Consider the following 24,532-nt stretch of genomic DNA (forward strand, 5'->3'; position numbering starts at 1 on the left):
GATGACGGACAGGAAAGAGACGGGAGCGGCGCCGAAGCTGTCGCGCCGTCTGACGGCATTGGCGGAGCGGGTCTCTCCGGGGGCCCGGCTCGCCGATATCGGGACGGATCATGCGCTGCTTCCGGTTTATTTGGCGCTTGAAGGAACAATCGAATATGCCGTGGCCGGCGATATCCATGCGGGCCCGGTGAACGCCGCGCGGCGGCAGGTGGCCCAAGCGGGGCTGGAGACGGTCGTCGACGTGCGCCTGGGCGACGGAATGAGCGTCCTGCGGCCCGGAGAGGTCGATACGGTCGCGATCGCGGGCATGGGCGGCAGCCTGATGGTTCGCATACTCGAACAGGCCGGAGAGAGGCTGAACGGGGTCGAAACGCTTGTCCTCTCCCCCCACGTAGCCGAGGATGCCGTGAGACGCTGGCTGTCGGAGCACCGCTACGTGCTCGACGACGAGCTGCTGCTGGAGGAAGACGGCGTGATCTATACGCTGCTAAGAGCGACGTACGAGCGTTCTCCGGAAAAGGCGCGGGAGCTCGATGCCCGTCTGTACGACGAGCGGCTTCTGGCTCCGGCGATCGAACGGATGCCCCGCTCGCTTCTGTACGAGATGGGCCCGCTGCTGCTGAGAAGTCCGAGCGGCGATTTTCACCGCAAATGGGAGCAGGAAATCGCCAAGCGGGAGCGGGTCATCCTGCAGCTGAAGCATTCGGCCGCCCCGGAAGCGGCCGAGAAGGCGCGGGAATGGGAAGAGGATGTCAAGGAAATCAGGGAGGTGCTGGCATGTTTGCCCGGGGGGAAACGATCGTTCAACTGATGGAGAAGCTGGCGCCGAAGCATTACGCGGTGCCGGACGATAAAATTGGTCTGCAGGTCGGCACGGCCGCGAAGGAAGTGAAGCGCGTGCTCGTGACGTTGGACGTGACGCCCGAGGTGGTGCGCGAAGCCGTCGAGGTCGGCGCCGAGCTTATAATCGCCCACCATGCGGTAATCTATCGTCCGCTGGCCCATCTGCGCACGGACACGCCTGCGGGGGCGCTGGCGGCAGAGCTGCTGCGCAGCGAGATCGCGGTGTACGTGTCCCATACGAATCTGGACACGGCGGAGGGCGGCATCAACGATTGGATGGCGGATGCGCTGGAGCTGAACGGGCGGGACGTGCTGGAGGAGGTCCATACGGACCGGCTGTACAAGCTGGTCGTCTTCGTGCCGGAGTCGCATCACGAGCAGGTGCGCAGCGCCATCTTCGCCGCCGGCGGAGGCGGGATTGGCCGTTACAGCCATTGCAGCTTCAATATCGAAGGGACCGGCACGTTCCTGGCCGGGGAAGGAACCGATCCGTTCATCGGCAAGCGGGGACGGCTGACGGAGGCGAAGGAAATCCGGCTGGAGACGGTCGTGCCGTACAGCGTCCGGAAACAGGTCGTGTCCGCGATGCTGAAGGCCCATCCTTACGAGGAGGTCGCCTACGATCTGTACAGCATCGATCTGAAGGGCCGATCCTTCGGACTCGGGAGAGTCGGCAGGCTGGCCGAGCCGGAAACGCTGGACCAATTCGCCGAGCGCGTGAAGCGGGCGCTGGACGTGCCGTTCGTCCGCGTCGTCGGAGACGGCGCGAAGCCGATTCGCAAGGCGGCCGTGCTGGGCGGCTCGGGAGCCAGGTACATTCGCCACGCGATATTCGCCGGGGCCGACGTGCTCGTGACGGGAGACGTCGACTTCCATTCCGCGCAGGACGCGCTGGCGGCGGGCATCGCCGTCGTCGATCCGGGACACCATGCGGAGAAGATTATGAAGCCGAACGTCGCGGCGTGGCTGTCCGAGAGGCTGAAGGAGAAGGGCTACGCCACCGAAGTGCTGGCCTCCCAGGTGGACACGGAGCCGTTCCGGCTGCGGTAAGGGAGCGCCTTCTCCGCGTCGCCAAGCGGCGCCGGAGCTCGGGTGCCGAGCCTGCCGGAGCCGGACGGCGGTGCGGCCGCAGCGGCTTGCCGGGAGGCGGCTGGAACGATCGCCATTCATTGCCGTTGTCACGGAGAGCAATTCGCGATATACTAGTCGTTACAAACCGGAAAGCTTGACAGACAATCGCTGGCGGCTTCGGGCCGCGAGAGGAAAGTCCGGGCTCCATAGGGCAGGATGCTGGATAACGTCCAGTCAGCGCGAGCTGAAGGATAGTGCCACAGAAATGGACCGCCGATGGCTGCTTAGGCAGATCAGGCAAGGATGGAACCGTGGTGTAAGAGACCACGAGGGACACTGGCGACTTTGTCCCTGGTAAACCCCATCTGGAGCAAGACCGAGGAGAACGCGGGAGCTTCGCGCTCCAGCCCTTGCCCGGGGTGCGTTCGGGTTGGTCGCTTGAGCCGTACAGCAATGTGCGGCCTAGAAAGATGATTGTCGCTTCAATTCGTGGGAGGATCGCCTTGGGCGGTCCGCTCTGACCACGAGAAGTACAGAACCCGGCTTACGGCAAGCTTTCCGGCTAAAGACGAAATATTAACAAAAGGTGATCCAGGACGATAATCCCGGATCACCTTTTTCTTGTTATTCAGCAAGTATATCATTCGCGGTCCCGATCCGAATCCCCTCCGGCATCAGCGTGATCCCGCCCGATTTCAAGGACGGCGCATGCCGATTATGCTTGCAAGCGCCCGGTTCATCTCTGGCCGCTCATGCGCTCCAGCTCCCGGCGAATCCAGGAAGGGAAAAGCTGCAGCGACGATTGCGGGCCTTGAGCGGATTGCAGCGCCGACATGACGTCGATCTGGCCGTAGCCGTATTCGACGTCCTTGCCGGCCTGGCCCAAATCTTTCGCCGTGCTGCGGATCAGATCCGCCACCTCCACGTTGCTCAGGCCCGGGTTGGCCGCCCGAACCAGCGACACCAGGGCGGCGGCGTGCGGAGAAGCCATGGAAGTGCCGGACAGGGCGGCATAGCGGCTCCCGGGGTACGTGCTCGGAATGGACGTGCCGGGAGCCGCGACGTCGATATAATCGCCGTAATTGGAATATTCCGCCCTCCTCTCGTCCGGGTCGGTGGCCGCGACGGCGATCACCTCCGGATAAGCGGCCGGGTAGCCGGGCTGATCGGTATTGTCGTTGCCGCTCGCGGCGACGAGCACGACCCCGCGCTCGTGGGCGTACTTGATGGCGTCGTGCAGAAATTCCGCCTGAGCGTAATTGCCCAGGCTCATGTTAATGACGTGTGCGCCGTTGTCGGTCGCCCAGATGATGCCTTCGGCGACGGAATAAGTAGACCCGGCGCCGGTGCTGTCCAGCACCTTGACCGGCATGATCTTCGTGTACCAGGTCATGCCGGCGACGCCTTCGTTGTTGTTGACTTCCGCCGCGATGATGCCGGCCACGTGAGTGCCGTGTCCGACGTCGTCTTCGGGGTCGCTGGATGGATCGACGATGTTGACGCCTCGAACAAGACGCCCCTGCAGGTCGGGATGGTCGGATTGAACGCCGGTGTCCAGCACGGCGACAATGACGTCCGGACTGCCCCTCGTCACCTTCCACCCCGTCTCCGTCTCGATTTCCGGCAAGTTCCACTGATACTCCGAGTACAGCGTGTCGTTAGGAATCAGCGGCTCCTCGCCTCCTTCCTCCGCCTGCCTATTGGCGGAGAGCAGGGAGGCTCTGCCGTTGGTCAAATAGAGATAATGAGGCTCGACGTATACCGGGTCCCACTTGCTCTTGAAATAAGCCTTCAGTTCGCCGGTGTCCCGCTTTCGCGAACGAAACACGTAGATGTCTTTCGTCTGCTTCACGAAGGTCAGGTCGAGCTCCTTGCGCAGCTGAAGCAGCTGCTTCTCCGACAACGGCTTGCGGAACTTGACGACGACTTCGTCGACGGAATAGTGGCTCGCGCTGCCGTTGTCTTCCCCGCTGCGGACGGTCGTGTCGGCATTGGTTCCCGGCACGGCGGATTCGATGCGGTATCGGCCTTCCGGGGGGTAAGGCACGAGCCGCAGATTCCGCCGTTGATGGCGCTCGACCGCTTGAACGACGTCCGCGGATACGAGCGCGACGACGGCGCCGCTCCCGCCGCCGCCCGCCCGCTCCGCCAGCGCGAAGCAGCTTTTCCCGCCCGCCTGGAAGATCGGCGTCGCGTAGCTGGCCGTCCTGCGGGCGGCCGATCGGGCCTTCGCCAAGCGGGGCTGCGCTTCGCGCAGCAGGGCGGGGTTCGGCTTGCCCGCGCTGAGCTTGCTGCTGCGGCCGTTCCATTCGGCGTACAGAATTTCGGGGTGGGCTTGAAGAAAGGCGCGCAACGCTTCGTTCGACGGGGGGCCCTTCCGCAGCAGCGCGCGAACGTCTCTGATCACCTGCGCCCGCGACAGCCGCTCGGTCGCTTGGATGTCGTTTTTCATCGTTTGCAGCTTATAATTCGCTTCCCGTTTGGCGGACGGTTTCCATCCGGCCGACTCCTGACGGGGCGGAGCGGCGTCGCGGTTTGGACGTTGAACCGATGAAGGCAGCAGCGGAATCGCGATAAGGACGACGACGATGCCGAGCAGGATGCCGAGCCAGGCGTTGCGGCGCATGACGCACCTCTCCTTTGCGCTCCGTTGGGGAGCCGATTATGCTTGTTAGGATGAAGGGAGGAAGGCCAAAATATACGGCAACTTTTTCTCCCCGACAGTACCTTTTGCCGCCGTTTTATGGTACGATAATGAAAGTTTCGCACCTGACAAGCGGGACTATTTAACTTGAGACCCAACCGCTCCCATAACGATACGCTTTTCGCACAAATGGAAAGGGGATCTATCTATCCATGCCATCCACCAACCTTAAGGCGCTTGCCGAATCCAGCCGAGAGAAACTAAAAGCGGCTATCGATCCGATCGAGCAATTTTTGAATCATCATTCCCTCGAGCAGCTGGCCGAGAAGGACGACGCCGACAGCGTCGCGTTTTATTCCGGCCTGCTGTCGGATTTGCGCCACCTTCTCGTCTTCTCCGAAGTGGCCTATGAGAAGCTCGGCGCCGTGCTCAGAAGGCCGAACCTCGACACCGACCTGGCCGAACGCGCCCTGTACGAGGTTTATCATAACGGTGTCAATTCGTTCTTCTATCCGAAGAACGAATGCTACTCGGAAGACGGAAGGTACGCCTATACGGGGCAGGATGCGATCCGTTTCCGGATGAAGCCGGTTCGCGCCGCCCGCGACATCATTTTGTCGATCTCCCGCATCTACGAAGAGCTGCGCGACGATCTGTCCTATTACGAGAGCGATTATTTGACGCATCGCCGGATGCAAGGACAATCCAAATAGCAAAACTGGCTGCAACCTCCGCCCCTCTGTCCGTATACCCCGCCCGCGCGGGCGAACACTAGGACAGGGGGGTGATCAATAATGCCGAAAGACGTAGCTTGCAGCGTAAGCAACTGCACGTTCTGGAAGGAAGGCAACGCCTGCGGAGCCGGCGAAATCCAGATCGAGGTGGACGCCCACGCTCGCCGGCACTGGGATGAGGAATTCGCCGCCGAATTCGAAGACCATCAAGACCAGGCGAAGACTTCTTCGGTCACCTGCTGCCTGACGTTCGAGCCCAAATCGTAAAAACAGATCCGGAGCAGCGGCAGGCGAGATCGGTCGGGACTGGTCGTACTCCCGGGATTGTTGTACAATGAAATCATCCGATTACAATCTGACAATGGGGAGCTAATCGACTTGAACATAACGACGGATCCTCGCCTGCTCAAGCAACTGCTGCTCACGCAATGGATAACGGAAGCGAATCCGTTCTCCGGCAAATCCGCCAGCGGCGCGCCGGAGAACTATACGGGTCTGTTCGACATGCTGCTCAGCCAGTATTCGGCAAGCTCGGCGGCGTCCGGCGTTTCCGAGACGTCCGTCATGAATCCGATGGGCGGGTTGTCCGCCTACCCGGTCCATTGGGGGGGAGCGCTCGCCGGCGCCGGGGGAGCTTCCGCCTTCGACGATCTCATCGCCGCCGCCGGAGAAAGATACGGCGTAAATCCCGCCTTGATCAAGGGAGTCATTCAATCGGAATCCTCCTTTAATCCGAATGCGGTCTCCTCGGCCGGAGCCAAGGGACTGATGCAGTTAATGGACGACACCGCGCGCGGACTCGGCGTAACGGATTCCTTCGACCCCGCTCAGAACATCGACGGCGGCACCCGCTTTCTGTCGTACTTGCTGAGGAAGTACGAGGGCAATGTCGCTACGGCGCTGGCCGCCTACAATGCGGGACCGGGACGAGTCGACCGGCTGGGCTTGAAGACCGACCGGGATGTCGAAGCCAATCTTCATCTGCTCCCGTCCGAGACGCAAGGCTATATTCGCAAGGTGCTGAACGCGACCGTTCAGTGGAGCGCTTAGTCTCCGCAGGCCGGACGGACTGCGCATGCGGAATGGCTGACGCCGGCACTTCATGGATCGGGACGGGACGGCTGCGGCCGGGCCCGTCTTTTTATTTTCCCGGAACGGAGAAAAGGCTATGAACACCTATTATTACGATCACTGCGCATCCTCCCCGATGCCGCAGAGGGTGATCGACACGATGAGCGAGCTGATGAGGCTGCATTACGCGAACCCGGCGTCCCTGCATCAATCCGGAACGGAAGCGATGAAGCTGGTGGAGAGAGCCCGCGCGGGCGTGGCCGACAGGATGGGCGCCAAGCCGCAGGAGGTGGTGTTCACCTCGGGCGGGACGGAGAGCAACAACCTGGCGATCAAGGGGCTGGTCGACAAGACGGCCCGATCGGCCAAGCATCTGATCGTCTCAGCGGTGGAGCACGCATCGGTATACGAGTGCGCCAAGCAGCTGGAAGCCGGCGGAGCGGTCGATCTGACCGTCGTTCCCGTCGATTCCGCCGGCCGGGTCGACCCGGGGGACGTCGCAGCGTCGATTCGCAAGGAGACGGTGCTCGTCAGCGTCATGCACGTCAACAACGAGACGGGAACGATTCAGCCGATCGAAGAAATCGGCCGCGTCGTCCGCTCACATGGGCATGTTCGCTTTCATGTCGACGGCGTGCAGGCGATCGGCAAAGTGCCGTTCGATTGGAACGGCTCGGGCGTCGACCTGTATACGGGTTCGGCTCACAAGTTCGGCGGGCCCAAGGGCGTCGGCTTTTTGCTGGTCAGAGAAGGAGTTGAGCTGTCTCCGCTGCTTAGCGGCGGTCGTCAGGAGAACGGCATGCGCTCGGGCACGCTTAACGTTCCGGCTATCGTCGCGATGTCCCAGGCGCTCAGACTGACGACGGAAAAAACGGAGGCGAGACGCTCGGCGATGTACGCCATGAGAAGACGGCTGCTGGAGATCGTCTCGGATATTCCCGAATTGGTCGTCAACGGAACGGCGGCGGCCGATGAGCGAATGGAGCGGGAAACCTCTCCGCATGTCATCAATCTGTCCTATCCGGGAATGCGTCCGGAAGTGATAATTCATATGCTGGAGCAGGAAGGCATCTACGTCTCGACCCAGTCGGCTTGCTCCTCCAAAAGCTTAAAGCCGAGCCGCGTGCTGCTGGCAATGGGCCACGATGCGGACCGCTCCTCCGGAAGCGTCCGGATCAGCTTCGGGGACGAGCACCGGCCGGAGGATATCGAAATACTTGGCGCAAAGCTGCGTTCGGTCGTGGCCGGCTTAAAGCTGCTGGAGAGGACGAAAATATGAAATACGAGCTGGTGCTGGTCCGATTTGGGGAGATTGTCATTAAAGGGCGCAACCGCAATCGTTTTGAGACGATGCTGTTGACGCAAATCCGGACAGCGTTAAAATCGTTCGAAAAGCTGGAATTCGTCAGAAGCTACGCCCGGGTTTACATTCGGCTGAACGGAGAGAGCTACGAGCGGGTCGCGGAGAGGCTTAAGGACATTTTCGGCATTATGAGCTTCAGTCCGGTCATCGGCTCGGAGCTGGAGCTGGAAGCCATTCGCGAGCATTCGCTTCAATTGATTCGCCGGCTGAGCGCAAGGCCGAGGACGTTCAAGGTGTCGGTCAATCGCGGCTGGAAGTCGTACCCGCACAGCTCTCCCGAGATGAACCATCTGGTCGGGTCGCACGTGCTGCGGAATACGCCGGATTTGAAGGTCGACGTCCATCATCCGGACGTCGAGCTGAAGATCGATATTCAGAAGGAGCTGGCTTATATTTACTGCGAGGTCGTCAAGGGAGCGGGCGGCTTCCCTCTGGGCATGAACGGCAAAGCGATGCTGCTGCTGTCCGGAGGCATCGACAGCCCGGTAGCCGGCTGGATGGCGATGCGCAAGGGGCTGAAGGTGGAGGCGGTTCATTTTCACAGCTATCCTTATACGAGCGAGCAGGCGAAGGACAAGGTCGTCGCCTTGGCGAAGAGGTTGGCCTACTACGGCGGCAAGATCCGGCTCCACCTCGTGCCGTTCACGGAGCTTCAGACGAAGCTGGCGCAGTCCGGTCACGACAATCTGATCATTACGCTGATGAGAAGAAGCATGCTGAGGATCGCCGAGAAGCTAGCCGAGCAGAACGGAGCGCTGGCGATCGTCACCGGAGACAGTCTCGGACAGGTGGCCAGCCAGACGCTGGGCAGCATGAACGTCATCGGCCGCTCCGCGGCTCTCCCGCTTCTGCGTCCGCTGGTGATGATGGACAAGCAGGATATTATCGGCTACGCCGAGCGGATCGGCACGTACGAGACGTCCATTCTGCCTTACGAAGATTGCTGCACGCTGTTCGTGCCGAAATCTCCGGCCATTAATCCGAACCTGAAGATCGTGGAGAGGGCCGAAGCGATGATGGGCGGCGAGCTCGAGCGGCTGATCGATGAAGCCGTGCGAGGAACGGAAGTCGTCGTCTTGAAGGACGGGCCTTCCGGGGACGACGCTTCGGAGCGTCCCGAGGACGCCTGGTTTTAACGCCAAAGCCGCGAGTCGCAACATGCGATTCGCGGCTTTGGCCCGTCGTGACGGCGCTGCCGGCTCGGAATCCGCCGCTTCCGGCCCCGCCAAGGATTCAAAAAATTTACAGCTCATAACCCCCTCGGCTTGTACATAAATCTGGTTAGAGGGGGAGTGCCGAATGGGAATGATGGAATCCGTACTCGTATTTCTGAAAATCGTGATGATCAATATGCTGCTCAGCGGCGACAATGCGATCGTCATCGCTATGGCCGGACGCCGGCTGCCGCCTAACCAGAGAAGGCGGGCCGTCTGGTGGGGAGCGGCGGCAGCGGTCGTGCTCCGCTGCGTGCTGACGCTCGGGGCGATCGCGCTGCTCCACATTCCTTATTTGCAGTCGGCAGGCGCTGCGCTGCTGCTGGTGATCGCCTACCAACTGCTTATGGACCATAAGGACAAGTCGGCCGACACGCAGGCGGCCAATACGCTGGCCGGCGCCGTATGGACGATCGTCGTGGCCGATTTCGTCATGAGTCTGGACAACGTGCTGGCCGTAGCGGCGGTCGCCGACGGAGATACGGCGCTGCTGATTATCGGCATCGTCATGAGCATCCCGATTATTATTTGGGGGAGCTCGTTTATTATGCGCCTGTTGGACAGACTGCCCGGCTTGCTTTATCTGGGAGGAGGCCTGCTGGGATACACTGCGGCGGAGATGGCGATGGGCGATCCCGCCTGGGAGCCGTACAGGCACCTGCTTCCCGCCGACTCCGACAAGCTCGTGCCTCTGCTGGCGGTCGCCGCGCTGCTCGTCGTCGTCCTGCTGATGCGCAGACGCAGCCGGCAATCCCATTAGCCGCGCCTTCGGCAGGGGAATCTTTAGGGAAAATTTTGCTTTCATCAACTGGTTTTTTGCCCCGACTTCCATTAAACTAAAGGAAAAGCTGTCACGCTTCGTTACCGGAACGTGAGCTACAGAGAAATGAAGTGGGGGAGCGATCGTGAACAGACAGTCCGCAGCCGTCGGAGTTGGAGTTTTAGCTGTTGGATTAATCATTCTTCTAGGAAAATTGGGTGTATTCGCGTTTATCGGCGCGGTGTTCTGGCCTTTGTTCGTGCTGATCCCGGGCGTGCTGCTTCATGTGCTCTATTTCGGCCGAATCGTTCCGTCGATCGCGCTTATTCCGGCCGGCATCCTCACCGTCGTCTCTATCGTGCTGCTGATCGGCAATTGGTTCGGATGGGGGCTGCTGAAATACCTTTGGCCGCTGTTTCCGTTCGCGATCGCCGTCGGACTTTACGAGTATTACATTTTCGGATTCGACCGTTCCAGACAGCTGTGGCTCGCTTCCATCGGCATCGCCGGCCTGTCTTTGCTGTTCTTCCTCATGACGCTGCTGTGGACGTGGGGCATCTATTTGATTGCGATCGCTTTGATCGGCGTCGGCGCATGGCTCGTCATCCGCAGACCGAAGATTTGGTGAAGAGGCTTTGGAGCTGCCGGAGTGGATAGAAATGGATTGGCTTTTCGGCGAACGTAGCGTATAATATAAGGGATGAGGACCAGCGGCATTCTCATGCGCGCTGTGTCGATCGTACCGGTGATGGTGATTAACGTCGGCCTCGTGTCGGCGTTTTGTTTTGTGAAATAGAAGCACCTTAACGGGCGGTTGATCCGCTTGCAGATCATGGAGCGCTAACAGAGACTACAAGGAGTGGAAGTATGCATTCGAGAGACAAAATTCGCAACATCGCCATTATCGCCCACGTCGATCATGGCAAAACGACTTTGGTAGACCAGCTGCTGCGACAGTCGGGCACGTTTCGCGACAACGAGCAGCTGCAGGAGCGCGCCATGGATTCCAACGATCTTGAGCGGGAGCGCGGGATTACGATTCTGGCCAAGAACACGGCGGTCAACTACAAGGATACGCTGATCAACATCGTCGATACGCCGGGACACGCCGATTTCGGAGGCGAGGTCGAGCGAATCATGAAAATGGTCGACGGCGTGCTGCTGGTGGTCGACGCGTTCGAGGGCTGCATGCCGCAGACGAAGTTCGTGCTTCGCAAGGCGCTGCAGCAAGGCTTGACCCCGGTCGTCGTGCTGAACAAGATCGACCGTCCGGCCGCCCGCCCCGCCGAAGTCGTCGACGAAGTGCTGGAGCTGTTCATTGAGCTGGAAGCTTCCGACGAGCAGCTGGATTTCCCGGTCGTGTACGCTTCGGGGCTGAACGGCATCGCCGGCTATTCCCCGGACGATCTGAAGGAAACGATGGAGCCGCTGTACGAAATGATTCTGAAGCATATTCCATCTCCGAAGGAAAATCCGGACGATCCGCTCCAGTTTCTCGTCACATTGCTCGATTACAATGAATATTTGGGCCGTATCGCCATCGGGCGCGTGAATCGCGGCCATATCCGGCAAGGCCAGGCGGTGGCCGTCATCGATCGCGAAGGCGCCGTCAAGCAGGCTCGCATCGAGAAGCTGTTCGGCTTCCAGGGTCTCAAGCGGATCGAGGTGGAGGAGGCGGCCGCCGGAGATATCGTGGCGATCGCCGGCTTGAAGGAGATTAACATCGGCGAGACGATCGCCGATCCGGGGCATCCCGAGCCTTTGCCGGTGCTGTCCATCGACGAGCCTACGCTGCAGATGACGTTTCTCGTCAATAACAGCCCGTTCGTAGGACGCGAAGGCAAGTGGGTCACTTCCCGCAAGCTGCGCGAGCGGCTGTTCAAGGAGATCGAGACCGACGTCAGCTTGCGGGTCGAGGAGACGGACAGCCCGGACGCGTTCATCGTCAGCGGACGCGGCGAGCTCCATCTCGGCATTCTGATCGAGAACATGCGCCGCGAAGGATTCGAGCTGCAGGTGTCCAAGCCGGAGGTTATTTTGAAGGTGATCGACGGCGTGAAGAGCGAGCCGATCGAGCGACTGCTGATCGACGTGCCCGAAGAAAGCATGGGAGCGGTTATGGAAAGCCTTGGAACGCGCAAGGCGGAGATGGTCAACATGATTAACAACGGCAACGGCCAGGTGCGTCTGGAGTTTCTCATTCCCGCTCGCGGGCTGATCGGTTACCGGACGAACTTCCTGACGCTTACGCGCGGCTACGGCGTCATGAACCATGCCTTCGACAGCTACGGACCGGTCGTCGGCGGCCAGGTCGGCGGAAGGCATCAGGGCGTTCTGATCGCCAGCGAGACGGGGAAATCGACGATGTACGGCATGCTGTCGGTCGAGGATCGCGGCATACTGTTCCTGGAGCCGGGAGAAGACGTGTACGAGGGCATGATCGTAGGCGAGCATACCCGCGATAACGATATTATCGTCAACATCTGCAAGGAGAAGGCGCTGAACAACATTCGCACCGCCAACAAGGAAGAGACGGTTAAGCTGAAGTCGCCTCGCCTGATGTCGCTCGAGGAAGCGCTCGAATACCTGAACGACGACGAGCTGTGCGAGATTACCCCGAAGAGCATCCGTCTTCGCAAGAAGCTGCTGAACAAGAGCGAGCGCGACAGAGCGGAGAAGCATCGCCGCATGGCCGAGTCGGGCGTCTAATCGCCCGCCACGCACGAAAGGGGGATTTCCATGCAACAGTGGTTTCACGATCACCCGATCATTTCCTACATTTTGATTGTCGCCTGTACGATTTACATTTTCAATTCCGTCTTCAGAGTCGGGAGACTCCCGATTCTGAAGGAGATTGTCGTGCATATCGTTCTGGCGCTCGGCTGCCTCGTGCTGCTGCTGCTGCAGCTGGACAAGCTTCCGATCATCCAGTGCATGGGCGTCGCGGTGGCTATGATGCTGCTGCTGAGGCTTCGCCAGCTTTACGACAAGCGCAAGGCTCATCGGAAGAACAAGGACGGCGAGGCGCCGCCGGCCGGTTAACCCGCCGCCGGCGCCGCCGACTGTCCGGATGCTGCAGAGAAGAGGAGGAAGCCTGCCGTGTCTCTGATGGATGCTTTATTTTATTGGCTGCAGATGAAATGGATCGTCTCCGAACGACCCGACGACGAAGCGGCCAGGGAGACGCTTGCCTTTTTCACGCAAATTTTGTCGGAGGACCATCGATTGACGTCGTTCGATGTCGGCTCGACGGACGAACACAAAGTATACATAACTTATGTCGCGGAGGAAGGCGGCGCTTCGCGCACGGTCTGGTTCGACCGCGAAGCCGTGGAGCAACTGAATCGGGAGATGTTCGGCGGGTCCTCCGGCTGCGGACCGGAATTCAATCCAGAGGATGAGGAGGATCAGGATTGAGCCAGCATACACCGCTTCCGTCGCGTTCAAGCAGACGCGGCTCCGCTCCTAAAGCCTCGAAAAAGCCGGGAAGAAAACTCCGCTGGGGCAGGCTCCTGTTTCTGTCGCTCGGTCTGATCATCGTTCTGCTGGCGGGATACGTGGCGTATTTGTATTTCGGCTCCTATAAGCCGAATCTGGCCAAAATCGCCAAGCCGAACGACGGCACCGGCGTCGCCGCCGCGATCCCGAAGGAGGAGCGGGCGCAGGTCAAGCCGATCTCGTTCGTGCTGCTCGGGCTCGACACCCGCAGCGCGACCGGCAGCATGAATACGGACGTGATGATGGTGGCCGCCTTTAATCCCCGGACGAAAACGGCGACGATCGTCTCGATTCCGCGGGACAGCGATTTGAAGGTGGACGGGTATAAGAGGCATAAGGCCAACGGGTATTACGCCGCTTTCTACATGTACGGGAAAAATACGGAGAAGCTGGAGAAGGAGAAGCTTGCCGGATATGCGCAGGACGAAACCCGGCTGCTGCTGTCCCGGTTCTTCGGAATTCCGGTCGATTACACCGCTGTGATCGACTTCCAGGGGTTCGTCGACGTTGTGGACGCCCTCGGCGGCATTCAGGTGACCGTGGATCAGGATATGAGGTATATGGATTCCGTCGACGGCACCGATATTAATCTGGTGAAGGGCGAACAGGAGCTGAACGGGGAGCAGGCGCTGGGCTTCGTTCGCTATCGGCAGTCCAATTCCAACAAAGGCTTCAAGCCGACGGCGGAATCGAGCGACTTTCAGCGCAACGAGCGGCAAAATCAGGTGCTCGGCGCGATCGCCGACAAGATGAAGTCTCTCGGCAGCGTCACGAAGGTCGACGGTCTGCTGAACGCGGTCGGCAACAACCTGCGAACCGACATTCCGGCATCGCAGATCGAGAACATCATTACGACGTACTTCGGCATCAATCGTTCCGATATTCGCTTTATTCCGCTGACGGGCACCTGGAAAAGTCCGTACGTGATCTTGGACGACGACAGGTTCGCGGAAGCGAAAAAGGCGTTGGAGGAGGAGCTCCATCCTGAAGGACGCGGGGGAGCCGCTGCGGCCGGAGCGAGCGGATCGGCCGAATCAGCCGCCGGAGAGCCATAGCGCGAATGGCGCCGCCAGGGAACGCTCCCTGCGGCGCCATTCGTATTTTTTTACGGCTGGAGCAGCGCCCGCCACCGTTCGTAAGTGTCCCGCGCCCTGCCTTGCTCGAGGATCGATTTGGCGGTATAGAGCCCTTCCTCGACGGAGCCGACCCGGTTCGCGAGATGAAGGCGGTACGCCGCGTTCAGCAGCACCTGGTTCATGAACGCCAGGTGGCCTTCTCCGCGAAGAACGGCTTCGGTCGCTCCAATCTGCGAAGCGGCCGTCCACTCGACGTCCGGAACGGGCGTGTCGAGTCCCCACGATTCGGGGCTGACGACGTTCAAGCTGGCGCTGCCCCGCTCTACGATATAAGTGCGCGTAGGCCGGTCGACGAACAGGTCCTCCGAGCCTTCGGCGCCCTGCACGATCAGCGCTTTGCGGTATTCCAGCGCAGTCATCAGGCGGGAGAGGCGATCGAAGACGGTGTTGTGATAGACGCCGAATACGAGATAGGGAGAGCGGCCGTAGTCGATCAGCTTCTCCGCCGTATTCAGCGCCGTTCTCATGCCGAGCTGCTCGCGGATCGGGCGAAGCCGGCCGAGCGGCGGGCACCACCGCTCCGCCGGCGCGTACAGAAGACCCGTCCTCTTCGCCGCCGCTACGATCGTCTCGCGAGGCAGTTCGTCCGGACGAATGCCGAGCTCGCCCAACAGATCGTGCAGCGTGATTCCCCATTTGGGCGGGAGAGAGCCCGCGCCGTGCAAAGTGACCGGCAGTCCCGCAGCGGCGAGAACGAACGCGCATGCGAAGGAGGCGTAAAACGACTTTTTGCGGCCGTCGTAAGGGCCCGCGCAGTCGATTCCTTCCTCGAGCGGCGTCTCCCGCCAGGCGGCTTGTCTGCACGCGTCGACGAACGCATTCAGCTCCTCGACGCTCTCCATTTTGATCCGCTCGGCCATGAGGAACGCGCCGATCTGAGCGGGGGTCGCCCGCAGGCTCATAATTTCCTCCGCCGCTTGCAGGCTTTCTTCATAGGTCAAATCGCGGGCTCCCCGCTTGCCTCTGCCGACTTCCTTTAACCATGCGATCATCTCCGCCTCGTCCCTCTCTCTTTGTTTTCTTGCAGCAGCTGATGCACCTTGACGATCGAAGTGGCGACGTCCACCATTCTTTTGCGCTCGTTCATCGCTTGTTTGCGCAAAATATCGTAGGCTTCGGATTCGGTTACGTTTTTGATTTCGCATAAAATTTTTTTGGCGATATCGATCCATTTTCTCTCTTCGATACGGCCGAGCAGCTGCTCTCTCTCGCTCAGCCACTGCCTTCGCTCCATAAATTGCTTCGCCCCGATGTGAAGAGCCCAATGAATTTCCGAGCCGGTCATGGAGGGCGTCAGCAGGCCGTCGATCGGAATGTCGTCCTCGCAAGCTTCCAGAGATTGGGCCGCGGCTTCTTCGTCGCACCACCAGAGCAGCGGCAAGGCTTTGAACTGAAGCAGGCGGTCGCCCCATGCGTGGATCGAATGGATCGGAAGCTGCATAATCGCGGCATCCGCGTCCCGGATGAGGTGAGCGGCCTGGTCCTTGGAGGAGGTTCCGAATACGAAATAGCCGTGCGAGCGAAGCGTCGATTCGGGGCGTGCCTGAGCAGAAGGGGCAAGCGGCCTCTCTGCCGCCGGAGCGCGGTCGTGAATTACCAACAAGGAACGCATATGTCGACCCCCCCCTCATTTCTGTGGATCCAATCAATATGTCATGTAATCTCACGTAAATTTTATAACATAACGAGGGCTCTGCTGTCTATCGTTCACAATAATAAATTTATGTTAGGTATATTGACGTGAGATCGACCGATATTGTATAGTTAGACCATCAACCTATTCATTTTTATAACGAGGAGTACAACGAGGTACTCGCTCAAGCGGCAATGGAGCCTGCTATTCGGAATTCGCGGAATGACTGATCCGCGAAGCGCGAAGGCGGGCTTTTTAAGTGATTCAGAAAGGGTCAAATTCGCTATCCTTAGATGGATCGCCTCCGACAAAAACGCGATTCTGCGTCCAGAGGACGCCAAAGCCGTTTTTGCTTGAGTTTCAGGCATTCGGGAGGGAGAGGAGAAATGATGATGAATAACGCGAGGAAAAAGCTGGTGCTTGTCGGAAACGGGATGGCCGGCGTGAGGACGATCGAGCATCTGCTGAAGCTGGCCCCTCAAGCGTACGAGGTGACTATTATCGGGGCAGAGCCGCATCCCAATTATAATCGGATCATGCTGTCGTCCGTTTTGGCCGGAGGCGCGACTCTGCAGGAGATCGTCATGAACGACTGGGATTGGTACGAGCAGAACGGCATTCGCCTGCTTGCGGGACATCGGGCGACGAGCCTGGATACGAAAAAGAAACAAGTGACGACGGATCGGGGCGAGGCGCTGGAATACGACAAGCTTATTCTGGCGACCGGATCGAATCCGTTTATGCTGCCGCTGCCGGGCGCGGACAAGGAGGGCGTCATCGCCTTCCGGGATATTAGCGATTGCGAGAAGATGATAGAGGCGTCGAAGAAGATCAGGAACGCGATCGTCATCGGCGGCGGCCTTCTTGGACTGGAAGCGGCGCGGGGATTGCTTCATCTCGGCATGGACGTCTCGGTCGTGCACATTAACGGCTACCTGATGGAAAGACAGCTGGACGAAACGGCGGCGAAAATGCTGCAAAGCGAGCTTGAACGGCAGGGCATGAAGTTCCTGCTTCGCAAAAATTCAAGCGCCGTTCTCGGAAGGAAGCGAGTGACGGGGCTGGCGTTCTCCGACGGCACGGAAGCGAGCGCCGATCTGATCGTGATGGCCGTCGGCATCAAACCGAACGTCGAGCTGGCGAAGTCGGCCGGGATCGAGGTCAATCGGGGAATCGTCGTCAACGACTGGCTGGAGACGAGCGCGGAGGACGTGTACTCGGTCGGAGAGTGCGCGGAGCACCGGGGAATCGCCTACGGACTCGTCGCCCCGCTGTACGAACAGGGAGCGGTGCTGGCCAAGCGGCTTGCCGGAGCGGAGACGGCCGGCTACGAAGGCTCCGTCACCTCGACGAAGCTGAAGGTGTCCGGGGTGGACGTCTTCTCCGCCGGACGCTACGACGAGCCTGCCGGCTCGCGGGCGCTTCGCTATCAGGACGAGGTCGACGGCGTATACAAAAAAATCGTCCTGCAGGACGACAAGCTGATCGGAGCGGTGCTGTTCGGGGATACCGGAGACGGGGCGAAGCTATACTCCGTCATGAAGAACGGGGAGTCGGTCAAGGGCCGCGAGAAGGAGCTGCTGCTGGGCATCGCTCCGGGACAGCCGGGTTCCGATCCGACGGAACGGTTAAAGCAGCTGCCGGACGACGAGATTATTTGCGGCTGCAACGGCGTATCCAAGGGGGCGATCGCGGAAGCGATTCTGAATAAAGGGTGCGCGAGCGTCGGGGAGATTAAAGCTTGCACGAAAGCTTCGGGCTCCTGCGGCGGCTGCAAGCCGCAAGTCGAAGGACTGCTCGCCATCTATGCGGGCGAGAATGCGGTAGACGTCAAGGAAGGCATATGCGGGTGCACGCCGCTGGGCAGAGACGAGATCGTCGCGGAGATCCGCCGGATGAAGCTGAAGAGCATCAAGGAAGTCATGAACGTGCTGGAGTGGAGCCAGCCCGAAGGCTGCTCAAAATGCCGGCCGGCGCTGAACTACTATCTGGGCATGCTGTGGCCGGAAGAGTATAAGGACGAGAAGGAGTCCAAAATTACGAACGAGAGATACCACGCCAACATTCAGAAGGACGGCACGTTCTCGGTCGTTCCGAGAATCTACGGCGGCGTCACCTCTCCGGCGGAGCTGAAAAAAATCGCGGAGGTGGCGGAGAAGTTCGACGTGCCGATGGTGAAATTTACCGGGGGCCAGCGGCTCGATCTTCTGGGCGTGAAGAAAGAGGATCTGCCGAGAATGTGGGAGGAGCTGGATATGCCGTCGGGCCACGCCTACGGAAAAACGCTCCGGACGGTCAAAACTTGCGTAGGCTCGACGTTCTGCCGGTTCGGAACGCAGGACTCCATCTCGATGGGCATTCGGCTGGAGAAGGAGTTCGAACGGCTGAACACGCCGGCCAAGGTGAAGCTGGCGGTGTCCGGCTGCCCGAGAAACTGCGCGGAGGCGACGATCAAGGACTTCGGCGTCGTAGCCATAGACGGAGGCTGGGAGCTGCACATCGGCGGCAACGGCGGCGTCCACGTGCGCGCGACGGATCTGCTGTGCGTCGTGAAGACGGAGGACGAGGTCGTCGAATGGGCGGGAGCGTTCCTTCAATATTATAGAGAAAACGCCCAATGGAACGAACGGACGTCGACATGGGTGGAACGGATCGGCCTGGATGCGGTGAAAGCCGCGCTGCAAGGCAAGGAGGCTCGCGCGGAGCTGTACGCCCGGATCCGCAGGACGCTCGACTTGACGACCGATCCGTGGAAGCAGATCGTCGAGGACGGAACGCTGCGCAAAAACTTCGAGCCTTTGGCGGAAGCTGAAACGGTGTAACTTATTACGAGGACTAAGGCAGGTGCAGGCGGATGAACAAGCTTCTTGTCGGCAACATCGGAGACATCGACTTGAAAGGTTCGCGTACGCTGAACATACGGAACAAGCAGATCGCGCTATTCCGTCTCTCGGACGGGGAAGTGCTGGCGGTCGAGAACAGGTGCCCGCACAAAGGCGGGGCGCTGTCGGAAGGGATGGTGTGCGGCGGCGTCGTTCATTGCCCGCTCCACGATTGGAGGATCGATCTGCGCAGCGGAGCTGTGCAGGAGCCGGACGAAGGCTGCGTGGAGACGTACGAGGTGGAAGTCGATCGCTCCAGCGGCGCGATCTATGTGACGATCGATTCGCTGTCAGGCGCGGAGAAGGGCGCATGAGGCCCGGGATCGTTCATCTCGTCGGGGCCGGGCCGGGAGATCCGGAGCTTATCACCGTTAAAGCGCTCGGACTGATCCGGCAAGCGGACGTCATCGTCTACGATCGCCTCGTCGACGAACGGCTTCTCGGCTGGGCGAGGGCGGACGCCCAGCTCGTCTATTGCGGCAAGGAGCCCGGGCGCCACGCGATGACGCAGGAGCGGATTCACGACGAACTGGCGAAGCATGCGCTGCGGGGGAAAACCGTTGTGAGGCTCAAGGGCGGAGATCCTTATCTCTTCGGCCGCGGCGGAGAGGAGGCGGTCAATCCGTCGCTCGTCATCGTCGGGGAGACGGTGAAGGTGCGGCAGCAGCTCGAACGGCTGGCCGACGAAGCTGCGGCGATGGCCGGGTGAAGGTCTCGTCGGGCGGTCGGGGTCAGCCGGATTACGCACCGCGTCTTCGTGCCGCGCTTCCGGCAGGGACCGGCACTGGCGGCGAAAGTCCGTTGGAAACCGGATAGGGATATGGTATAATGAAGCCAGCACAACCGTTATGGGGGGCTGCGGGTGATCTACGCGAGACCTACTTTGGCCGATCGGATCTTTCAACAAGCCGTCTGCGAACGCACGGACTGCCGTGCGTCTGCAGCCATGACGAAAGCCCAGTGAAATTTTCACTGGGCTTTTTGTCATTTCTGGGGTCTTTCCGCCGGAGGAGTGCCCAGATTTTCCGGCTCTCTCGGGGGAATGATGCTGCGGGGGATTTGCGGAATAAGCCTTCCGACGATATCGGCGAGCTCGTCCGCGAATCCGGAGATCGGACGGCCGTTCTGAACGTCTGCGTGGATTTCCCGTATTCTCTGCCCGATATCGATGTCCGCCGTAACCAGCGCGTCGATGCCGTACGGATCTTTGCGGAACGCTTCGGCCACCGCGTACTTGATCGTCCCGACCTGCGAGCGCTCCATTTTCTCGTCGACGTCGATTCCGACGATCGCGTATCTGCCGAAGACGACGCAGTTGGCATCCTTAACGCCTTCGACGCCGCGGGCCAGCGACTCGAGATGGGCAGCCGTCTGCTGCGGGTTGCGCTGCATGTCGTCCGCCGTCCCGTCCAGAGCTTGAGCCTGAGGCGCGCCTTCGTTCGCCCCCGGGTTCGTCTGCCGGTTGCCGCCGCAGCCGGCGGAACCGAGCGCAAGCAAGATCGCGAGCAGGGCCGCGACCGGGCCGGCGATCGTTCTGTTGAATTTCATCGTTGTTCACCACCCTGGTTGGAGGGATGCCCGGATCGACCGCTTGGAGTCGGCTTCCGCCTCCGTCGAGTCGGTCGTTCGCAGGAAAAGCTTGCTTCTCGTATTGTTCCCTGTCGTCCGTTCACTATGTAAGCCGTGGAGAAAAAACGGAGCTATGGCTCGGCATACGCCCATAAGCTCGAATCGGGAGGGAACGTCCATGAGAAAAATCTATGTTCTGGATACGAACGTCCTGCTGCACGATCCGCTCTCTTTGTACGCATTCGACGACAACGAAGTCATTATTCCCTCCGTCGTTCTGGAAGAGATAGACTCCAAGAAGAGGCTGGCCGACGAGATCGGCCGCAACGCCCGCAACATCTCCAGGGAGCTGGATGCGATGAGAACCCACGGGCCGCTTCATACGGGCGTCCCGCTGCCGGGCGGAGGCTTGCTTAAAGTGGAAATGAATCATCGCCGGTTCGTGAAGGTTCAGGAGTTGTTCGGAGAGATGACGAACGATAACCGGATTTTAGCGGTGGCGTTGAATTATCATATGGAGGAGCAGGAGACGGACGGCCCGCGGCCGGTCGTCCTCGTCAGCAAGGACGTTCTCGTGCGCGTGAAGGCGGACGTGCTCGGAATCGTCGCGCAGGACTACCTCTCCGATCGAATCGCCCCGGCGACGGATCAATATACCGGCCACGCTACGCTGCAGGTGCACCCGTCGGTCATCGACGAATTTTATTCGACGCGGTCGTTAAGCATCAAATCGCTCGGACTGAAGACGAAACTTCACCCGAACGAGTTCGTCATTCTTCGGGACGAGATGGGCACTTCCAAATCCGCGCTTCTCAAAGTGACGCCCGACGGCCTTCGCCTGGAGCCGCTGCATATGAGCAACGACCCAGTATGGGGCATCACCGCCCGCAACGCCCAGCAGCGCATGGCGCTGGAGCTGCTGCTCAGCGACGACATTCCACTCGTCACGCTGACAGGACGCGCCGGAACGGGCAAGACGCTGCTAACGCTGGCGGCCGGGCTGATGAAGGTCGAGGACGAGCATAAGTTCAAGAAGCTGCTGATCGCTCGCCCGGTCGTTCCGATGGGCAAGGACATCGGCTATTTGCCGGGAGAGAAGGAGGAGAAGCTGCGCCCGTGGATGCAGCCGATCTACGACAACCTCGAATACTTGTTCGACACGAAGCGAGCCGGAGACCTCGATAAAATATTGATGGGCATGGGAAGCATTCAGGTCGAGGCGCTGACGTATATTCGGGGCCGGTCGATTCCCGGACAGTTCATCATCATCGACGAAGCGCAAAACTTGAGCAAGCACGAGGTCAAGACGATCGTCTCCCGCGTCGGCGAGAACAGCAAAATCGTGCTTCTGGGCGATCCGGAGCAAATCGACCATCCTTATTTGGATTCGCAGAGCAACGGTTTGACCTATCTGGTGGAGCGCTTCAGGGAAGAAGGAATCAGCGGCCACATTACACTAGAGAAGGGCGAACGCTCCCGATTGGCCCAGTTGGCCACGGAGAAGCTGTAACCGATCGATCGCAACGTGCCGTTCCTGTCGGCGGGGACGGCTTTTTTTCGCGCCTTCGGTGAAGCGCTTCCGGAAAAGGGGAGACAGGCCGCGCGCGGCCTGTTATCATGAAGCTAGCGATGTTTAACGATACGACGAAAAAGGTGAGGTTGTGGCGCGTCGAAAGCTGGCCCTGGTGTTTCTTCTGCTGTGCGTCATGGTGTTGCTGCTGTCGCCGTGGGCGGATGCTCCGACTTCCACCTCGGTTCCCGTCGTCGCTCCGCCGGGCGGGGCGGCCCTCGTCGAGGAGCCCGAGCAGGCGGAGGAGGTAGCCCGATTGACGATCGAAGTCGCGCTTGAGGAGCCGGAATTCCGCGCTCTGTCCGACCGGAACGACGATTTTAAGTCCCGAAATCCCGGCATCGAGGCGGAGCTGCGAAGAGTCGCCCCCGAGCAGGCCTACGACGCATTCCGGCGAGCCTCGGAGCTGGAGGAGGCGGCCGACGTTATGCTGTTCCGCAACGAATGGGTGGCGGAGTTCGCATCGGCCGGCCATCTGTTTCCGGCCGATTCGGCGTTCGTCGGCAAGGCGCTTGGCGAGCAGTTCGAGGCGCTGTCCGGACCGCTGAAGTGGAACGGATATTTGTGGGGCGTTCCGCGCGATATGGACCCGCACGTGCTGGTTTGGAACTCGGATCTGCTGCGGGCCTGGCTCGGAGAGGACGCCTCGCTTCCGCTGACGCCGGAGCAATGGGAGACCGCGGCGGCCGGCGCCGGAGCGGAGGAAGGCGGAGGGGCGGCCTGGCTCGCCATCGACCCCGCCGATCCGTTCGCGCTGCTGGCGTGGGTGGAGAACTACGCGCAGACGCGAACCGACGAGCTGTGGACGCAGGAGAGCGAGCCTTGGGAAGGGACGGAGCGTGGGCAGGCGCTGGCGCTGCTGGAGAGAAACAGGGAGAGCGTGCGGTTCGAGCGGGATGTTCGCGAATCGATTCGGGCGCAGGCCCAGGGCCAAGTGCTGGCGGCCGTTATGCCTTACTCGGAGGCGATCCGGCTCGCTCCGCCCGGCGAAGACGGGGAAGGCCGGCCCGAGCTGGCCATCGACCACAGCGGCTGGAAGCTGCCGTTCGTATGGCCTCGCGGCAGCAGCTTCGTGATCTCCTCCCGCACCGAAGCGGAGGAGGCGGCGGCCGCCTGGATCGCGGAGATGACGGGCGAGCAGGCTCAGCTGTCGAATCTGGAGGAGCAGGGGAAGCTGCCGGTTTTCAGCTCGCTGTACGAAGCCGACCGAAGGCTGGCCGACCTGCTTGCGGGCAGATCCGGGCAGGCTTTCCCGGATCAGGCTCCGCTGCTGTACGGTCCGGAAGCGGTTCGGCGGCTCGACGAGGTCGGCCGGCTGTGGAGCCGCTTCGCCGGCGGCGAATTGACGCGGGAGCAGTGGGGAGAGGAATGGCGCATGGCGATGGAAGGCTGAAGTCAGCCTCCGATCGCCAGATCTACGGTCAGCACGCCGTCCTCCATCTCCACGCTGCGCGCCTTGACGTATTTAATGAGCTTCTGCGGGTAGAAGCCGAGATCGAACTCTCTTTCCAGCTCGGCCCGCGTCGTATCGGGCAGGGACAGCCCGTTGAAGATCAGCGTGTCGACGTGAAACCGGATGGCGTTCTCCGGCTCTTCCTCGATCGTGTACCGGCCCTGAATCGTCACCTGCAGACGGCCGTTGTCTCCCTCCATCGTCAGCAAGCCGTCTTCAAACCGGAAGGAGAAGTCGTCGAAGCGACTGTCCTCCGAGCGCAGAAATTCGTTCAGCTGCCGGTCGGACAACGTCAGCTTCGCCTTCAGTCCGCTCGTATTCACGATGCCCGGGGTCTTCTGAATATAGTCGGGGAGACGGGTCATGGCGCGGGCCAGCGCGTTAAAATACTGTTTGACCTCGAACAGGCCGACGTTGCGCCAATACGCCTGAAGCTCCTCCATGAGGCGGCGCAGCAGCTGTTCGTCGTCGCTGGAGGCGAGCTCGCGGTCCAGCTCGCCCCGCAGCGCGGTCACTCTGTCCCGCTGGGCGATCAGCTCCGTTTCGACGGAGATGAGGTCTTCCTTGTCCCGCCTCAGCCGGTCGTAACCTTCCTTCAGTTGGCTGTACTGCTCGGCGTAGGCGTTCATCGTCCGGTGATCGGATTGCAGGATCGTATCCATCGTGTCCCAGACGCGAATCAGCTTGGGCAAGGAATTGGCGTTCAGCAGCGCGGACAGCCAGAAGTCCTTGTAGCCCATATAATAGGAGCGCAAAACCCGGCCCGCCCGCTCGCGCTGAACGGCGATCGCCATCTCTCGTTCGGCGAGAAGCCGCTCGTTCCGCTCGATCTCCGTCTGTGTCTTGTTTTTTAATCCGGATATTCTCTCGATTTCCCGGTTCAGCTCGACGACCGACAAGCTTTTCTCTAGCAGTTTTCTCGTTTCCTCGGGATAGGGCTCGGCATAGACGGGAAGCAACGCTCCGCCTCTGGAGACGCCCGCTAGAAATATCGAAACCGCGAGCGCTATCGTCATCATTCGACGCATCGGGTCACTCCTTTCCTGCGGCGTCCGATCCTATGCTATTATAAACTTTCGATATCACTTGGG

At 60.4% G+C, this 24,532-nt stretch carries 22 protein-coding genes, 1 other RNA gene and 1 pseudogene; 19 read left to right on the forward strand and 5 right to left on the reverse strand.

Annotated features, from left to right (window positions below; genetic code table 11):
- The first annotated feature begins 1 nt into the window (after nt 1).
- The 3 genes from ACFO3S_RS14060 to rnpB all read left to right on the forward strand — a co-directional run bounded on the left by ACFO3S_RS14060 (nt 2) and on the right by rnpB (nt 2,476).
- A complete protein-coding gene (locus tag ACFO3S_RS14060) occupies nt 2–811 on the forward strand; it encodes a tRNA (adenine(22)-N(1))-methyltransferase (RefSeq protein WP_378097042.1) in 810 nt (269 codons plus the stop codon).
- Complete coding sequence (locus ACFO3S_RS14065; RefSeq protein ID WP_378097045.1) at nt 778–1,893, forward strand: Nif3-like dinuclear metal center hexameric protein; 1,116 nt, start codon at nt 778–780, stop codon at nt 1,891–1,893. The genes ACFO3S_RS14060 and ACFO3S_RS14065 overlap by 34 nt, the downstream gene beginning before the upstream one ends.
- A 170-nt stretch (nt 1,894–2,063) precedes the next feature.
- Nucleotides 2,064–2,476: RNase P RNA component class A (rnpB, locus tag ACFO3S_RS14070), an RNA gene on the forward strand.
- Between the two features lie 174 nt (nt 2,477–2,650).
- On the opposite strand, the gene ACFO3S_RS14075 is transcribed toward rnpB, so the two are convergent.
- Entirely contained in the window at nt 2,651–4,540 is a 1,890-nt protein-coding gene (locus ACFO3S_RS14075) for a S8 family peptidase (protein ID WP_378097048.1), read from the reverse strand.
- Nucleotides 4,541–4,770: 230 nt separating this feature from the next.
- Between ACFO3S_RS14075 and ACFO3S_RS14080 the strand changes: the two genes are divergently transcribed.
- From ACFO3S_RS14080 to ACFO3S_RS14130, 11 genes are all read left to right on the forward strand, one after another.
- Complete coding sequence (locus ACFO3S_RS14080; protein ID WP_378097051.1) at nt 4,771–5,271, forward strand: YpuI family protein; 501 nt, start codon at nt 4,771–4,773, stop codon at nt 5,269–5,271.
- Between the two features lie 81 nt (nt 5,272–5,352).
- Nucleotides 5,353–5,559: a DUF1540 domain-containing protein gene (locus ACFO3S_RS14085; protein WP_378097054.1), complete on the forward strand. Its 207-nt coding sequence runs from the start codon at nt 5,353–5,355 to the stop codon at nt 5,557–5,559.
- A 111-nt stretch (nt 5,560–5,670) separates the two neighbouring features.
- Nucleotides 5,671–6,342: a lytic transglycosylase domain-containing protein gene (locus ACFO3S_RS14090; protein WP_378097056.1), complete on the forward strand. Its 672-nt coding sequence runs from the start codon at nt 5,671–5,673 to the stop codon at nt 6,340–6,342.
- Between the two features lie 118 nt (nt 6,343–6,460).
- Complete coding sequence (locus ACFO3S_RS14095) at nt 6,461–7,642, forward strand: cysteine desulfurase family protein (RefSeq protein ID WP_378097059.1); 1,182 nt, start codon at nt 6,461–6,463, stop codon at nt 7,640–7,642.
- Nucleotides 7,639–8,862, forward strand: a complete 1,224-nt coding sequence (gene thiI / locus ACFO3S_RS14100; protein ID WP_378097062.1) for a tRNA uracil 4-sulfurtransferase ThiI — start codon at nt 7,639–7,641, stop codon at nt 8,860–8,862. The genes ACFO3S_RS14095 and thiI overlap by 4 nt, the downstream gene beginning before the upstream one ends.
- A gap of 163 nt (nt 8,863–9,025) precedes the next feature.
- Nucleotides 9,026–9,700 (forward strand): TerC family protein, encoded by a 675-nt coding sequence (locus tag ACFO3S_RS14105; protein WP_378097065.1) that lies wholly within the window; start codon nt 9,026–9,028, stop codon nt 9,698–9,700.
- 214 nt (nt 9,701–9,914) lie between these two features.
- Nucleotides 9,915–10,328, forward strand: coding sequence for a hypothetical protein (locus ACFO3S_RS14110; protein WP_378097067.1), 414 nt, complete (start codon nt 9,915–9,917; stop codon nt 10,326–10,328).
- Nucleotides 10,329–10,567: 239 nt separating this feature from the next.
- Entirely contained in the window at nt 10,568–12,409 is a 1,842-nt protein-coding gene (gene typA, locus ACFO3S_RS14115; protein ID WP_378097070.1) for a translational GTPase TypA, read from the forward strand.
- A 30-nt stretch (nt 12,410–12,439) separates the two neighbouring features.
- Nucleotides 12,440–12,742 carry a YlaH-like family protein gene (locus tag ACFO3S_RS14120; RefSeq protein ID WP_378097073.1) on the forward strand — a complete coding sequence of 101 codons (303 nt, stop codon included), beginning with the start codon at nt 12,440–12,442 and terminating at the stop codon, nt 12,740–12,742.
- 66 nt (nt 12,743–12,808) lie between these two features.
- Nucleotides 12,809–13,117, forward strand: coding sequence for a hypothetical protein (locus ACFO3S_RS14125; RefSeq protein WP_378097284.1), 309 nt, complete (start codon nt 12,809–12,811; stop codon nt 13,115–13,117).
- Nucleotides 13,114–14,253, forward strand: coding sequence for an LCP family protein (locus ACFO3S_RS14130; protein WP_378097076.1), 1,140 nt, complete (start codon nt 13,114–13,116; stop codon nt 14,251–14,253). Before ACFO3S_RS14125 ends, ACFO3S_RS14130 begins: the two co-directional genes overlap by 4 nt.
- A 50-nt stretch (nt 14,254–14,303) precedes the next feature.
- On the opposite strand, the gene ACFO3S_RS14135 is transcribed toward ACFO3S_RS14130, so the two are convergent.
- Nucleotides 14,304–15,326 (reverse strand): anthranilate phosphoribosyltransferase, encoded by a 1,023-nt coding sequence (locus tag ACFO3S_RS14135; protein WP_378097079.1) that lies wholly within the window; start codon nt 15,324–15,326, stop codon nt 14,304–14,306.
- Nucleotides 15,323–15,946 (reverse strand): ANTAR domain-containing response regulator, encoded by a 624-nt coding sequence (locus ACFO3S_RS14140; RefSeq protein ID WP_378097082.1) that lies wholly within the window; start codon nt 15,944–15,946, stop codon nt 15,323–15,325. Before ACFO3S_RS14140 ends, ACFO3S_RS14135 begins: the two co-directional genes overlap by 4 nt.
- Nucleotides 15,947–16,359: 413 nt before the next feature.
- Between ACFO3S_RS14140 and nirB the strand changes: the two genes are divergently transcribed.
- From nirB to ACFO3S_RS14155, 3 genes and pseudogenes are all read left to right on the forward strand, one after another.
- On the forward strand, nt 16,360–18,789 hold the full coding sequence (gene nirB / locus ACFO3S_RS14145) for a nitrite reductase large subunit NirB (protein WP_378097085.1): 2,430 nt from the start codon (nt 16,360–16,362) through the stop codon (nt 18,787–18,789).
- A gap of 32 nt (nt 18,790–18,821) precedes the next feature.
- A complete protein-coding gene (nirD, locus tag ACFO3S_RS14150) occupies nt 18,822–19,163 on the forward strand; it encodes a nitrite reductase small subunit NirD (protein WP_378097088.1) in 342 nt (113 codons plus the stop codon).
- Nucleotides 19,160–19,465 (forward strand): annotated as a pseudogene (locus ACFO3S_RS14155) (uroporphyrinogen-III C-methyltransferase); the annotation flags it as partial. The gene nirD and the pseudogene ACFO3S_RS14155, both read left to right, overlap by 4 nt.
- Before the next feature lie 368 nt (nt 19,466–19,833).
- On the opposite strand, the gene ACFO3S_RS14160 reads toward ACFO3S_RS14155, so the two are convergent.
- The gene (locus ACFO3S_RS14160) at nt 19,834–20,397 is read right to left on the reverse strand and encodes a YhcN/YlaJ family sporulation lipoprotein (protein ID WP_378097091.1); all 564 of its coding nucleotides are present in this window, start codon (nt 20,395–20,397) and stop codon (nt 19,834–19,836) included.
- Between the two features lie 199 nt (nt 20,398–20,596).
- On the opposite strand from ACFO3S_RS14160, the gene ACFO3S_RS14165 reads away from it, so the two are divergent.
- On the forward strand, nt 20,597–21,928 hold the full coding sequence (locus tag ACFO3S_RS14165; RefSeq protein ID WP_378097093.1) for a PhoH family protein: 1,332 nt from the start codon (nt 20,597–20,599) through the stop codon (nt 21,926–21,928).
- A 151-nt stretch (nt 21,929–22,079) separates the two neighbouring features.
- Nucleotides 22,080–23,381: an extracellular solute-binding protein gene (locus tag ACFO3S_RS14170; protein ID WP_378097096.1), complete on the forward strand. Its 1,302-nt coding sequence runs from the start codon at nt 22,080–22,082 to the stop codon at nt 23,379–23,381.
- 2 nt (nt 23,382–23,383) lie between these two features.
- Here ACFO3S_RS14170 and ACFO3S_RS14175 read toward each other — a convergent pair whose 3' ends face one another.
- Entirely contained in the window at nt 23,384–24,469 is a 1,086-nt protein-coding gene (locus tag ACFO3S_RS14175; protein WP_378097099.1) for a coiled-coil domain-containing protein, read from the reverse strand.
- Between the last annotated feature and the right edge of the window lie 63 nt (nt 24,470–24,532).

The sequence above is a fragment of the Cohnella hongkongensis genome (assembly GCF_042654645.1).
GTDB lineage: Bacteria > Bacillota > Bacilli > Paenibacillales > Paenibacillaceae > Cohnella > Cohnella hongkongensis.